Genomic DNA, 12,710 nt, shown 5'->3' with positions numbered 1-12,710 from the left:
TTCCCCGCGCCCCTTTTCGGGGGCGCGGGGGACGTGCCGGTCAGGGGCGCGGGGACGTGCCGGGGTCTACAGTCCCGAAGGATCCTGCGGCCCCCGCCCGGACAGCACTTCCCCATACGCCTGCATCAGATCCGGCAACCGCAAGGTCGACAAGTCATCCCTCGTCGGCGTCCCCGGATATCCGCTGAGCCGCAGATCCCGGTACGCGCAGCTCTTCTCGTACAGCGTCCGCAGGAACCGCCCGTTCCCGAGCTCGTCGATCCACCCCTGATCGACGACGTGCCCGGCGATGGACCGAAGCTCCTCCAACGCCTCCTCGTCCCACACGTCCCCGTTATCGGCGGCCAGTACTTCGCCGATCGCTGTGAGCTCCAAAGGGCGGTACGAGGGGAAGTCGACGCGAGTGGTGAACCGCGAGGACAAGCCGGGGTTGGCAGCCAGCAACCGGTCCATCCCCTCGGGATACCCCGCGAGGATCACCACCAGGTGGTCCCGGTTGTCCTCCGCCCGCTTCAGCAGGACCTGAAGCGCCTCGTCCCCGTAGGCGTCCCCCTTGCCGTATCCCGAATTGGACAGCGAGTAGGCCTCGTCCACGAACAGGACGCCGCCGATCGCCGAGTCGATCAGCTCGTTCGCCTTCACGGCCGTCTGGCCCAGGTACTCGCCGACCAGATCCGCCCGCTGCGCCTCCACGAGGTGGTCGCCGCCGAGCAGGCCGAGCGCGTAGAAGACCCGGCCCAGGATCCTGGCCACGGTCGTCTTGCCGGTGCCGGAGGGCCCCGAGAACACGAAGTGCCGTTTCGGAGGCTGCACGGGTAAGCCCTGGCCGGCCCGCAGCCGGGCCATGTTCAACTGCGCCGACAACGCCTTGACCTGGCGCTTGACCGGTTCCAGGCCGACCATGCGCTCCAGCTCGGCCAGCGCCTCCTCCAGCAGTGCCGGATCGGTGGGCCCGGCAGGCCACGACTGCGCCGACGCCGAGGCGGCCTTCTCACGCACGAGGTCGCCCTGCGCCGGCAGCGGACCGGTCGGCGGGGGTTCGGGATCGGACAGCTTCACGTCCCGGCCCTCGGCGCCGAAGAGCGGATCCAGGCCGTCCGGCGCCTCCAGCGTGTCGCCGCCGCCGGTGAGCGCCATCGTCGCCAGGTCGGCCGCCTCGTCGTACCCGTCGCCCTCGGCGATCGCGGCGAGCCGCGCCGAGGTGTCCATGAACGCAGGGTCCACCCGGTGAACGGCCCGGTAGAGGGGGAGCGCGGCGGCCGAGCGGCCCGTGCCCTCGTGCGCCCGGGCCAGCCAGTACCGCAGCTCCTTGCGCTGCGGCTGCTCACTGCGGCAGCGCATCAGGGCGGCGGCGAGCAGCGGCTCGGCCTGCCCGTACATCTCCAGACGGACCCGGGCCATGCCGCCGAACAGTCCGGCCTCTATGCCGAGCATGGGATCGTGGATCAGCGGATCCGTGTGCCGGACCAACTGCTCCCAGTCCTTGACCAGGTACGCCCGGCAGGCGTGCAGAAAGCGCACCTGGGGGTCGGTGTCGACCGGCGGCAGGCCCGCCAGCGCACGGTCCAGCTCGGGGACGTGACGGCCGTCCAGCCAGTGCGAGGCGTGCGCGAGCAGCAGGTCGCGCGGGCTCTCCAGGACCGGCTGCACCCACCAGCCCAGCCAGTACCAGGAGTTGAGGGTGCGCCGGTGCCGCGTCCGTTGCTCCCCGAAGCGGTCGCGGTGGCGGTACATCCTCAGCAGCGCGGTCGTCGTGTCGACGCGCAGCGCGTGCAGCCCGAGCCAGCCGTCGGCCATCCCCGGATCCGTCCGGACCGCGGCGCGGAACTCCTCCTCCGCCTGCGGATAGGCGCCCATCGTGTAGGCGTCGACCCCTCGCAGCCAGGCGAGGTCGGCCGGGGCCTGAGGGCCCTGCGTGCCGAAGTCCATCACGTCCCCCACATACCGTGCCCCCGCTGGTTCACCGCCGGGCCGCTGCCCGTCGGCCGCCTTGCTCGAACCGCTGTGCCGCGGACCGGAGTTGCCACGGTGCGCAGAGCAGTGTCCGAACGTCGCACCGAGAGGCATCGTACCTGCGGGGGAGTGACGTACGAAGGGTGCCGCACGGGCCGTTCGGCGAGGTGGGAGCAGACGGGGCGCACGGCGCACGGTGACCGAGGGTGAGCGGATCACGTCTCTCGGCGCCCGCGGAAGGTGTCCCGGGCAGAACGAAGCCCCCGGTCACGGGGGAACAACCGGGGGCTTCGCGTCTGGGTGCGACCTCGAAAGACGCACATTGAGAACGTAAGACCTGTGCGGCTCCCCGGTCAAGCAGACTTGGGCACTCGAGGAGGAACCCCCTCGGTGAGGGTCTTCACGACTTCAGCACACTGCCGATGGGCCGTCACTGTCGGTGAGATCCCGAGTCGGACCAGGAGACCCGGCAGGCCCCGGCAGTACCTCATACCCCCGTGGTTTCTGACGTACCAGGAGCGAGGCGTGGGGGTGTGAAGGGTCCTTCGCGAAGTGCCGGAGCTCCGCTTCGACCCAGCCGTCCCAGAACGCGCGCTGTTCCTCGCCGTCCCTGGCCCGCCCGCGTGTCCACGCCTCCTCGTGCGGCACGTCCATCCACAGCAGCTGCGCGAGATACGGGCGCAGCGCCCGGCGACCGGCGCCGACTCCCTCGATCAGGATCACGGGGGCGGGCAGCAGCGCACGGGCGGGTCCGAAGCGCCGTGCGCGCCAGTCGTAGGCCCGGTAGTGCGCGGTCCGGCCGCGGCCGAGCGGCTCGATCACCTCCCGCAGCAGCCGGTTCGTCCAGGAGAACAGCTCGTCATGGGTGGCGATGTCGTCCAGGTGCAGCACGGGCGCGCCGCCGAGTGCGGCTGACAAGTGTCCTGCGAACGTGGATTTCCCCGACCCCGCGTGTCCGTCGACGCCGACGAGGCGGACAGGGCCGCAGGAGGGCGGCAGGTGCCGCAGACGGGATGCTTGAGCGTGAATGGCGATTCCCGGACGAGAGGGGGTGAAAGAAGACATCGGAATGTTTTCGAGGGGAGAGTTTACTCGGGCAGCGGAACTGTCCCTCCTCGGGGGAAAGCGGGCTCTCGCTCCGGGATTTCCCGCTCATTCGGGTCGGGTGAGAACGCGGGTGGTTCGCCCCTCGGAATTTCCTGGCTCCCTTCCGGGGTACCGCCACAGGCCCGGACCCGTATCGGTGGGCGCGTCGAGGGCCGAGATGCTGGCATAAGTCCGTGCTCGGCGGCCATATTTGGCGCACACCGTGCGTCCGAACCGCTGCTTGAAGGACTCCTGGGGGTCACCCGCCGATGACCAGAGCTGCAGAGCCGTCCCGCAGAACCCTCCTCACCGCGGCGGTCGCCGCGGCCACGGCGGCCGGTGCCGCGGACCCGGCGGCCGCGGCAACCCCGGCCGCCCGGCCGGCGAAAGCGCCCCCGGGCCTCGTGGACTACCGCCCCTGGACCTCGTACCCCGACTGGCGAAGCGGCACCGCGCAGGGCGTCCGCGCCGTCGCCGGTCCCCGCCCCGGCCTGGTGATCGCCACTCCCGCCGGCCGCACCGACTACACCGACCCGCACACCGGAAGGACCGCCGCCTGGGAGTACGCCACCTGGACTGCCCCGGCGCACCGCCTCGCCGTCCCGTCCACCGAGATCATCGCCTCCTGGAACGCGCACACCCCGCCCGGCACCTGGCTCCAGGTGGAGCTGACGGGCACCGGCTCCGACGGCACGGACACTCCCTGGTACGTGATGGGCCGCTGGGCGGCCGGCGACCAGGACATCCGCCGGACCTCCGTGGACGGCCAGAGCGACGGCAAGAGCGCCGTCCGGACCGACACCCTCGCCATCGCCGATCCCGCCTCGGGTCTGCGTCTGGTGTCGTACCGCCTGCGCCTGACCCTGTACCGCACACCCGGCGCGCGGAGCACGCCGACGGTGTGGCGGCTCGGCGCCATGGGCTCCGACATCCCCGACCGGTTCACCGTCCCGGCGTCCACGCCCGGGCCGGCCGGGGAACTGATCGTCCCCCGGTACTCGCAGGAGATCCACAAGGGCCAGTACCCGCAGTACGACAACGGCGGGGAGGCCTGGTGCAGTCCCACGTCGTCACAGATGGTCATCGAGTACTGGGGGCGCAGGCTCACCCCCGAACAACTGTCCTGGGTGGACCCGTCCTACGCGGATCCGCAGGTCTGCCACGCGGCCCGCTCCACCTACGACCACCAGTACCAGGGCTGCGGCAACTGGCCCTTCAACGCGGCCTACGCGGCGACGTTCAAGGACCTCCAGGCCGTGGTCACCCGGCTGTCCTCCCTCACCGACCTGGAGAGGCTGATCGGGGCGGGCATCCCGGCCATGACGTCGCAGTCCTTCCTCGAGGACGAGCTGACCGGGGCCGGGTACGGGACCTCGGGGCACCTGATGTCCGTGATCGGGTTCACCGCCGACGGCGACGTGATCGCCAACGACCCGGCCTCGCCGAGCGACGAGGCGGTGCGGCGCGTCTACCGGCGGCGGGAGTTCGAGAACATCTGGCTGCGGACCAAGCGGTACAACGCCTCCGGCAAGGTGGCCTCCGGCACCGGCGGGGTCTGCTACCTGTACTTCCCGGCCCGTCCCACCTCGCGCCAGCGCCTGGCGCTGGCGGCGGTGGGCGTCCGCTGACGGGTCGGGCGAGGAACCGACGGCACATTCCCCAACAGCGGCCGACTCCCTCGATCAGAGTCGAACATGCCGGTGGTGTCATTCTGCAATACTGCGGATGTCCCACCGGCAGTCGGAGACTTGGGTCGAAAGTGAAAACCAGTCAACAGCGAGGTGCCGTCCGCGCTCGGGCGCGCGGCACCGATCGCTCCCTGGCGCGTCGCGCCGCGCTCATCGCCGTCGGACGGAAGTTATTCGCCGACACGTCCTACGACGCGCTGTCGATGGATGACATCGCCCGCCACGCCCAAGTGGCGAAAGGGCTCATCTACTACTACTTCAAATCGAAACGCGGCTATTACCTCGCCATTGTCGAGGATTCGGTGGCCGACCTCGTGACCTCCGCCGCCGCCGGCCTGGACCTGCCGCCGGTGGAACGGGTGCACCGCACCATCGACCGCTATCTGCGCTACGCCCAGCACAACCAGGCCGCCTACCGCACGATCGTCAGCGGCGGCGTGGGTTTCGACGCACAGGTGCACGCCGTCCGGGACGAGGTGCGCGAGGCGATCGTCACCACCATCGCCGAGGGAGCGTACGGGCGGCACGACGTCGCTCCACTGGTGCGCACCGGACTGCTCGGCTGGGTGTGCAGCGTGGAGGGCGTGACCCTGGACTGGGTCGACCGCCCGGTACTGTCCCGCGACACGATGTGCGACCTGCTCGCGAAGACGCTCGGCGGCACCCTGCGCGCGATCGAGGAACTGGAACCCGCGTACACGGCCCCGCCGCCGGCCCGCCGGCCCACCTGACGCCACCGGAACCGGAAACCCGCGCCTTCCACCCGACCGGGCCGCCCGGGCGAGCGGAACCGGCCTCGGGCCGCCCCCGGTCGGCCGGATGTGGATCAGCGCTCTGAGCACGGCATCCGCTTTCTTGAAGTAAGCGGTCGTTAACCGGTGACGTCGTGCCTCGGATCGGGCATACTCCAAGCGCCACAACCGCTGGTCAACCGCCTCCGCGACCCGGAGCGGCGAGCATCGGCCAGGCCCAGTGAGACCCGGCGGCGCCGCCCCACCCAAGGCGCGTGTCCGCCGATGTGCCCAAGAGGGAGGAGAGCGTCGCCATGCCCGACCGCGCCCCGCAGCCGGTGGACCGACAACTGCCCACGGACGAGGCCCGGGATCTGATCTCGCTCGTCCGTGACATCGCGCAGCGCGAGATCGCCCCGAAGGCGGCCGAGGAGGAGCACGCCGGACACTTCCCGCGGGCGGCCTTCCGCCTGCTCTCCGACTCCGGACTGCTCGGTCTGCCGTACGACTCCGAGTACGGCGGTGGTGACCAGCCGTACGAGGTCTACCTCCAGGTCCTCGAGGAGCTGGCCGCTGCCCGCCTCACCGTCGCCCTCGGTGTCAGTGTCCACACCCTCGCCTGCCACGCCCTGGCGCACTACGGCACCAAGGAACAGCAGCTGGAACACCTGCCCGCGATGCTCGGCGGCGGCCTGCTGGGTGCCTACTGCCTGTCCGAGCCGTCCTCCGGGTCGGACGCCGCGTCGCTGCGCACCAAGGCGGTCCGGGACGGCGACACCTGGGTGATCACGGGCACCAAGGCATGGATCACCCATGGAGGGATCGCCGACTTCTACACCGTGATGGCGCGCACCGGGGAGGAGGGTCCCCGTGGCGTCACCGCGTTCCTGGTGCCCGGCGACGCAGGGGGACTGAGTGCCGCGGCGCCCGAGAAGAAGATGGGCATGAAGGGGTCGCCCACCGCACAGGTCCACTTCGACGGGGTGCGCGTGCCCGACGAACGGCGCATCGGCGAGCAGGGGCAGGGCTTCGCGATCGCGCTGTCCGCGCTCGACTCCGGGCGGCTCGGCATCGCCGCCTGCGCCATCGGCGTGGCCCAGGCGGCGCTCGACGAGGCCGTCGCCTACGCCACCGAGCGGAGGCAGTTCGGGCGGCCCATCGCGGACTTCGAGGGGCTGCGCTTCCTGCTCGCCGACATGGCGACGCAGATCGAGGCGGGCCGGGCGCTGTACCTGGCGGCGGCACGGCTGCGCGACGCCGGGCGGCCGTTCGCCAAGCAGGCGGCCATGGCCAAGCTGCACTGCACCGACACCGCGATGAAGGTCACCACCGATGCCGTGCAGGTGCTCGGCGGGTACGGCTACACCGCGGACTTCCCGGTGGAGCGCTACATGCGTGAGGCCAAGGCGCTGCAGATCGTCGAGGGCACCAACCAGATCCAGCGCATGGTCATCGCCCGTCACCTCGCTGGTCCCGAGTCCCGCTGAACGACTCCTCGCCCGCCGCGAGCCGACGCGGCCCGACCGGGGGCGCCGCGAGCCGCACCCACTCCGGGTCGTGGCGCCCCGGGAGCGTGCGCCCGCGGTCGGCCCAGGTGCGCATCAGCGCACGGTAGATGGGCGGATCCTGCGGCTGCGGCGGCGGCACCGACGCCGCCGGCACCGGAACGAACACCGGCCGCCGGGGCCCGGTCGCCGAATACGTGGGGCTCATGCACGGAGCAACGCCCCGACGCCCGCCGAGGTCACCGACCCCGCTAATCGAGCGTGAGTTCCGCGGTGGGACCGCCGGGGGAACAGGCGCCGGCTCGTCGGCCCGGGTGTCCCCGCGAGGTGAACCGGGCCACGGGCTCCGCAGCTCGGCAACCGCCCTGCGCCCCGAGCTGTGGAGCGGCAAGGGCGCGGGGTGACGTGCGTGGAGTGTCAGGCGGCCTGCCGGCGCAGCGCCGCCGGACGCAGCGGGCGCGAGCCCGGACCACCGACGTGCGAGAACGGCTGCGTGCGCCAGTCGAGCCCCTGGGGGAGGGTCAGCAGCAGGGCGGTGTCCTGCTGCTGTGGCTCCACGGACTCGTCCGCCGGACGGGCGTCGGCCGCCGCGCGGCCCGTACCGGAGCAGACCGTGAGACCGAACGGGTTCCACGGCGAGGCGCACAGCGCGTGCTCGGGCAGAACCTCCTCGTCCGCCAGGAGCGCGATGGGCTGTGCACAGTCCGGGCAGATGACCCGGTACATCTCGAAGGTGTCGTACGCGTCGAACTCGTCGTCGACGCCTTCGACGCCCTCCGGCTCGGACTCGATGACCGGCTGCTGCCGCTTGGGCACGGTACGACCAGGGCGCTTGGGATTCTGCATGGGTTTCTCCCCCTCGGGCTGGGCCGACAAGGCACTGCGGCCTCGACCACAGCAAGCACTTCCCGTCCTGTCTCCGGGGTAATCACGAGCACATCACGAAGCCTGGCCGGATACTGTGGCGTTCGTCACATGCCGTGCGCAGGTGCGCGGCGGGGCCGCGGCTCACCCGGGCGGCGCGCAGACGGCGCCCTCCGACATCACAAACCGGGTATGACCTGCGCTGCTGAGGTATCCGCGAGGTCAGGGCGCACTGTAGGTTCTAGCGCCATGGAGGAGCTGGACCGACAGATCGTGCAGCTGCTCGTCAAGGACGGGCGGATGAGCTACACCGACCTGGGCAAGGCCACGGGCCTGTCCACGTCGGCCGTGCACCAGCGGGTGCGCCGGCTGGAGCAGCGGGGCGTCATCCGCGGGTATGCCGCCGTCGTCGACCCGGAGGCCGTCGGCCTGCCGCTGACCGCCTTCATCTCGGTGAAGCCGTTCGACCCCAGCGCCCCCGACGACATCGCCGAACGCCTCGCGGGCGTCCCGGAGATCGAGGCCTGCCACAGTGTCGCGGGCGACGAGAACTACATCCTCAAGGTCCGCGTGGCCACGCCGCACGAACTGGAGGAGCTGCTGGCCCGGCTCCGGACCCTCGCGGGCGTGTCGACGCGCACCACCGTGGTCCTGTCCACCCCCTACGAGGCGCGGCCGCCCCGGATCTGATCGCCCTCCGTGCAGGGCGCCCGTCGCCAGGGGCGACACTGTTGCCCATGAGTGAGCGCACCGCCGAGCCGAAGACCGTCCTCCTGCGCCGCGGAGAGATCCACAGCCCCGCCGACCCCTTCGCCACCGCGATGGTGGTGGAGGCCGGACATGTCGCATGGGTCGGTTCCGAAGGCGCGGCCGATGCCTTCGCGGACGGCGTCGACGAGGTGATCGACCTCGACGGCGCCCTCGTCACTCCCGCGTTCACCGACGCGCACGTGCACGCCACCGCCACCGGCCTCGCGCTCACCGGCCTCGACCTGTCCGGTGCCCCGTCGCTGACGGCCGCCCTCGCCCTGGTGCGGGACTTCGCCGCCACCCGGCCGGACGACCGGGTCCTGCTCGGTCACGGCTGGGACGCGGCACGCTGGCCCGAACGGCGGGCGCCCCGACGGGAGGAACTCGACGAGGCCACCGGTGGGCGTCCCCTCTATCTCAGCCGCATCGACGTCCACTCCGCCGTCGTCACCACCGCCCTGCTGGACCTCACCCCCGGCGTGCGCGGCAAGGCCGGCTTCACGGACGGCGAGCCGCTCACCCGCGACGCCCACCACGCCGCGCGGGCCGCCGCGTTCGCCGCCGTCACCCCCGCCCAGCGCACCCGGGCCCAACGCGCCGCCCTGGCCCACGCCGCCTCCCTCGGCATCGGCTCGCTCCACGAGTGTGCGGGCCCGGAGGTCTCCTCCGAGGACGACTTCACCGGGCTGCTGCACCTCGCCGCCGAGGAGGCCGCGCCGCGCGTCGTCGGCTACTGGGCCGAGCAGGACGTCACCAAGGCCCGGGAGCTGGGTGCGCTCGGCGCCGCGGGCGACCTCTTCGTCGACGGTTCCCTCGGCTCGCACACCGCCTGTCTGCACGAGCCGTACGCGGACGCCGCCCACACCGGCGCCGCCTACCTGGACGCCGACGCGGTCGCCGCGCATGTCGTCGCGTGCACCGAGGCCGGGCTGCAGGCGGGGTTCCACGCCATCGGCGACGCTGCCGTCTCCGCCGTGGTGGAAGGGGTGCGCACCGCCGCCGAGAAGGTGGGCCTGGCCCGGATCCGCGCCGCCCGCCACCGGGCCGAGCACGTCGAGATGCTCACCCCGCAGACCCTCGCGGCCTTCGCCGAACTGGGCCTGACCGCTTCCGTCCAGCCCGCCTTCGACGCACTGTGGGGCGGCGAGGAGGGCATGTACGCCGAGCGCCTCGGCGTCGAACGGGCCCGCACACTGAACCCGTTCGCGGCCCTGCTGCGCGCCGGCGTCCCGCTCGCGTTCGGCTCCGACAGCCCGGTGACCCCCCTCGACCCGTGGGGCACTGTCCGTGCCGCGGCGTTCCATCGCACCCCCGAGCACCGGGTCTCCGTACGCGCCGCGTTCACCGCGCACACCCGCGGCGGCTGGCGGGCGATCGGACGGGACGACGCGGGTGTTCTGGTACCGGGTGCCCCCGCGGACTACGCCGTGTGGCGCACCGGCGCACTCGTCGTCCAGACCCCCGACGACCGGGTGGCCCGCTGGTCCACCGACCCCCGCTCCGGCACTCCCGGACTGCCCGATCTGACCCCCGGCACCGATCTTCCGGTCTGCCTGCGCACCGTGGTCGGCGGCCGGACCGTGTTCGTACGGCCGGGCGAGTGATCTCCCGCGGTGGCGTGGCGGCGACCGCCCGCCCCCACCCCGTGGTGCGACCTGCGTATCCTCTGCTGCGACCAGGCCCTTCGCCGAAGGCCCGCAGGTGGGAGGCCTGTTGACAGTGAGGCGCGGGGGGCCGGTAGGTTCGGCCGCGTCCACCGTCGAAACGTCCGGCCGGGGAACCTCCGCGCAGTCGCCCGAGCGCCGCTGGGTCAGGGATGATGTGCCGCGCCGGCGCATCGCCACTGGGAGCCAGGCTCAGCGCCCGCGCCACGGCGAGGGCAACGTTCCGGTCGGTCGGCAGGGTGTGACCCGGGTGGGGCCCGGACGTCCAGTAGACAACGGCTTTCGGTCGACCCGCAGCCAGCGGGTCCCAGGTCGGCCCGAAGGACGCCGGGCCCCGATCCGCAACCTGGGCCGGCTCGGCGCGCACCGGGCGTGCACCGGGTCCCGAAAGCGCGAGAGGCATCCTTACCCGACTCTTATGGAATCGACACCTCCAAACGAACCCGCGGTGGCGATGCCCCCTCACGCGACCACTATGGTGGACCTCTGCGTACGGATGTGAAGGGGCAGCAGTGAACCACGGCGACGGGACCCTCGGGGCAGGAGCCCAGGGCAGGCAGTTCGGTCCGCTCGGCACCGCCTTGGTGATCATTCCGACCTACAACGAGGCGGAGAACATCAAGACGATCGTCGGCCGGGTGCGGTCGGCGGTGCCCGAGGCGCATGTCCTCGTGGCCGACGACAACAGCCCCGACGGCACCGGCAAGCTCGCGGACGAGCTCGCGGCCGAGGACGACCACGTCCACGTCATGCACCGCAAGGGCAAGGAAGGGCTGGGCGCCGCGTACCTCGCCGGCTTCCGCTGGGGTCTGGAGCGCGACTACGGCGTCCTGGTCGAGATGGACGCCGACGGCTCCCACCAGCCGGAGGAGCTGCCGCGCCTGCTGACCGCGCTCAAGAGCGCGGACCTGGTCCTCGGCTCCCGGTGGGTGCCGGGCGGACGGACCGTGAACTGGCCCAAGTCCCGCCAGTTCATCTCCCGGGGCGGCAGCCTCTACTCGCGCCTCGCCCTCGGCCTGCCGCTCCGCGACATCACCGGCGGCTACCGGGCCTTCCGCCGTGAGACCCTCGAGGGCCTCGGTCTCGACGAGGTGGCCTCGCAGGGGTACTGCTTCCAGGTCGACCTGGCGCGCCGCGCGGTCAAGGCCGGTTTCCACGTCGTCGAGGTGCCGATCACGTTCGTGGAGCGCGAGCTCGGCGACTCCAAGATGAGCCGGAACATCGTCGTGGAGGCGCTGTGGCGCGTCACGGCCTGGGGCGCGGAGGAGCGCCTCGGCAAGGTCCTGGGCCGGGGCGGCAGGACGCGCCGGTAGAGGCGAGGGCGGCGTCACGGGCGCCGCTGATCGGCCCCTTATCCCGCACTGAGCCGGGCCCGGGCACACTGGGAGCATGACGACTGGCGCTTCGACCTCTCCCCGCCCCGCGACCCGGTCCCGGCGCTCCCGGCTGCGCACGTTCCTGCCACTGGGCATCGCGGCGTGGCTGGTGCTGGAGATCTGGCTGCTGACCGTGGTGGCGGGTGCCACGAGCGGATTCGCGGTGTTCCTGCTGTGGGTCGCCGGCCTGGTGCTCGGCTCGGTGGTGATCAAGCGGGCGGGCCGCCGCGCCTTCCGGAACCTGAACGAGGCGCTGCACAGGGGCGGCTCCCCGTCGAGAACAGGCGGCAACGGCCTGATGATGCTCGGCGGCCTGCTGCTGATGCTGCCGGGCCTGATCTCCGACGCGGCGGGGCTGCTGCTCCTGCTCCCGCCCGTCCAGCGGGCGGTCGGCCGGTACGCGGAGCGCACGATGGAACGCACCCTGCGCCAGTCCCCGTACGGCGGCTTCGGCGACGCCTTCCGGCAGGCTCGAATGCACCGCCCCGATGGCAAGGTCGTCCAGGGTGAGGTCATCAGGGACGACGCGCCGGCGGACGACCCCGGGGAACCCCGGCCGCCCCTGCCCCGCTGACCCGGCGCCCCAGCGGCACCCGCATCCGGAGACAACGGTGGGCGCCGAACGTCAGAGACGTTCGGCGCCCACCGTTACTCGCGTGCGCTGGATACCGCCGATCCCCGGGGGGACGGACTACGCGGACTTGCGGCTGTCCCGCGGATGTACCGCGATGTTCATCGCCCCGGACCGCAGAACCGCGAGACGCTCCTCGAGGACCTCTTCGAGCTCCTCACGGGTGCGCCGCTCCATCAGCATGTCCCAGTGCGTGCGCGCGGGCTTCGCCTTCTTCTCCTCCGGACCTTCGCCGTCCACCAGGAGCGCCTGGGCACCGCAGACCTTGCACTCCCACTCCGGCGGGATCTCCGCCTCGACCGAGAAGGGCATCTCGAAACGGTGCCCCTTCTCGCATGCGTACTCCACGGCCTGGCGCGGAGCCAGGTCGATGCCGCGGTCCGTCTCGTAGCTGGTCACCACGAGGCGCGTGCCGCGAAGAGCTCGCTCACTCATGAATCGTGCCTCCCGGGCTTGTCGCCC

General features: G+C 72.0%; 12 protein-coding genes. 7 read left to right on the top strand and 5 right to left on the bottom strand.

Annotation, left to right across the window (positions count from 1 at the left end; genetic code table 11):
• Positions 1-66: 66 nt before the first annotated feature.
• Both AC5WS8_RS11190 and AC5WS8_RS11185 read right to left on the bottom strand, forming a co-directional pair.
• Positions 67-1,929 carry an AAA family ATPase gene (locus tag AC5WS8_RS11190; protein WP_496103183.1) on the bottom strand — a complete coding sequence of 621 codons (1,863 nt, stop codon included), beginning with the start codon at positions 1,927-1,929 and terminating at the stop codon, positions 67-69.
• 432 nt (positions 1,930-2,361) lie between these two features.
• Complete coding sequence (locus tag AC5WS8_RS11185) at positions 2,362-3,018, bottom strand: uridine kinase family protein (RefSeq protein ID WP_496103182.1); 657 nt, start codon at positions 3,016-3,018, stop codon at positions 2,362-2,364.
• 290 nt (positions 3,019-3,308) lie between these two features.
• On the opposite strand from AC5WS8_RS11185, the gene AC5WS8_RS11180 reads away from it, so the two are divergent.
• The 3 genes from AC5WS8_RS11180 to AC5WS8_RS11170 all read left to right on the top strand — a co-directional run bounded on the left by AC5WS8_RS11180 (position 3,309) and on the right by AC5WS8_RS11170 (position 6,945).
• Positions 3,309-4,667 (top strand): C39 family peptidase, encoded by a 1,359-nt coding sequence (locus AC5WS8_RS11180; protein ID WP_496103181.1) that lies wholly within the window; start codon positions 3,309-3,311, stop codon positions 4,665-4,667.
• A gap of 131 nt (positions 4,668-4,798) precedes the next feature.
• Complete coding sequence (locus tag AC5WS8_RS11175; RefSeq protein ID WP_496103180.1) at positions 4,799-5,458, top strand: TetR/AcrR family transcriptional regulator; 660 nt, start codon at positions 4,799-4,801, stop codon at positions 5,456-5,458.
• A gap of 314 nt (positions 5,459-5,772) precedes the next feature.
• A complete protein-coding gene (locus AC5WS8_RS11170) occupies positions 5,773-6,945 on the top strand; it encodes an acyl-CoA dehydrogenase family protein (protein ID WP_496103520.1) in 1,173 nt (390 codons plus the stop codon).
• On the opposite strand, the gene AC5WS8_RS11165 is transcribed toward AC5WS8_RS11170, so the two are convergent.
• Both AC5WS8_RS11165 and AC5WS8_RS11160 read right to left on the bottom strand, forming a co-directional pair.
• Positions 6,908-7,171: a hypothetical protein gene (locus AC5WS8_RS11165; RefSeq protein ID WP_496103179.1), complete on the bottom strand. Its 264-nt coding sequence runs from the start codon at positions 7,169-7,171 to the stop codon at positions 6,908-6,910. The genes AC5WS8_RS11170 and AC5WS8_RS11165 overlap by 38 nt on opposite strands.
• A gap of 209 nt (positions 7,172-7,380) precedes the next feature.
• Positions 7,381-7,809: a hypothetical protein gene (locus AC5WS8_RS11160; protein WP_496103178.1), complete on the bottom strand. Its 429-nt coding sequence runs from the start codon at positions 7,807-7,809 to the stop codon at positions 7,381-7,383.
• Positions 7,810-8,076: 267 nt separating this feature from the next.
• On the opposite strand from AC5WS8_RS11160, the gene AC5WS8_RS11155 reads away from it, so the two are divergent.
• The 4 genes from AC5WS8_RS11155 to fxsA all read left to right on the top strand — a co-directional run bounded on the left by AC5WS8_RS11155 (position 8,077) and on the right by fxsA (position 12,191).
• A complete protein-coding gene (locus AC5WS8_RS11155; protein WP_103842293.1) occupies positions 8,077-8,517 on the top strand; it encodes an Lrp/AsnC family transcriptional regulator in 441 nt (146 codons plus the stop codon).
• A 47-nt stretch (positions 8,518-8,564) separates the two neighbouring features.
• Entirely contained in the window at positions 8,565-10,181 is a 1,617-nt protein-coding gene (locus tag AC5WS8_RS11150) for an amidohydrolase (protein ID WP_496103177.1), read from the top strand.
• Between the two features lie 572 nt (positions 10,182-10,753).
• On the top strand, positions 10,754-11,554 hold the full coding sequence (locus AC5WS8_RS11145) for a polyprenol monophosphomannose synthase (RefSeq protein WP_496103176.1): 801 nt from the start codon (positions 10,754-10,756) through the stop codon (positions 11,552-11,554).
• A gap of 76 nt (positions 11,555-11,630) precedes the next feature.
• On the top strand, positions 11,631-12,191 hold the full coding sequence (gene fxsA / locus AC5WS8_RS11140) for an FxsA family membrane protein (RefSeq protein ID WP_496103175.1): 561 nt from the start codon (positions 11,631-11,633) through the stop codon (positions 12,189-12,191).
• A gap of 117 nt (positions 12,192-12,308) precedes the next feature.
• On the opposite strand, the gene AC5WS8_RS11135 is transcribed toward fxsA, so the two are convergent.
• Entirely contained in the window at positions 12,309-12,683 is a 375-nt protein-coding gene (locus AC5WS8_RS11135) for an RNA polymerase-binding protein RbpA (protein WP_099500427.1), read from the bottom strand.
• Positions 12,684-12,710: the final 27 nt, after the last annotated feature.

The sequence above is a fragment of the Streptomyces sp. PTL18 genome, assembly GCF_059510295.1.
Note: the sequence above shows the minus strand (reverse complement) of the source record. Positions and strands in the feature narration are given on the sequence as shown.

What these genes read in the sequence shown, in the direction of transcription:
- AC5WS8_RS11190 (WP_496103183.1), bottom strand. Translation starts at nt 1,929, where the DNA reads ATGGACTTCGGCACGCAGGGCCCTCAGGCCCCGGCCGACCTCGCCTGG.
- AC5WS8_RS11185 (WP_496103182.1), bottom strand. Translation starts at nt 3,018, where the DNA reads ATGTCTTCTTTCACCCCCTCTCGTCCGGGAATCGCCATTCACGCTCAA.
- AC5WS8_RS11180 (WP_496103181.1), top strand. Translation starts at nt 3,309, where the DNA reads ATGACCAGAGCTGCAGAGCCGTCCCGCAGAACCCTCCTCACCGCGGCG.
- AC5WS8_RS11170 (WP_496103520.1), top strand. Translation starts at nt 5,773, where the DNA reads ATGCCCGACCGCGCCCCGCAGCCGGTGGACCGACAACTGCCCACGGAC.
- AC5WS8_RS11165 (WP_496103179.1), bottom strand. Translation starts at nt 7,171, where the DNA reads ATGAGCCCCACGTATTCGGCGACCGGGCCCCGGCGGCCGGTGTTCGTT.
- AC5WS8_RS11160 (WP_496103178.1), bottom strand. Translation starts at nt 7,809, where the DNA reads ATGCAGAATCCCAAGCGCCCTGGTCGTACCGTGCCCAAGCGGCAGCAG.
- AC5WS8_RS11155 (WP_103842293.1), top strand. Translation starts at nt 8,077, where the DNA reads ATGGAGGAGCTGGACCGACAGATCGTGCAGCTGCTCGTCAAGGACGGG.
- AC5WS8_RS11150 (WP_496103177.1), top strand. Translation starts at nt 8,565, where the DNA reads ATGAGTGAGCGCACCGCCGAGCCGAAGACCGTCCTCCTGCGCCGCGGA.
- fxsA (WP_496103175.1), top strand. Translation starts at nt 11,631, where the DNA reads ATGACGACTGGCGCTTCGACCTCTCCCCGCCCCGCGACCCGGTCCCGG.
- AC5WS8_RS11135 (WP_099500427.1), bottom strand. Translation starts at nt 12,683, where the DNA reads ATGAGTGAGCGAGCTCTTCGCGGCACGCGCCTCGTGGTGACCAGCTAC.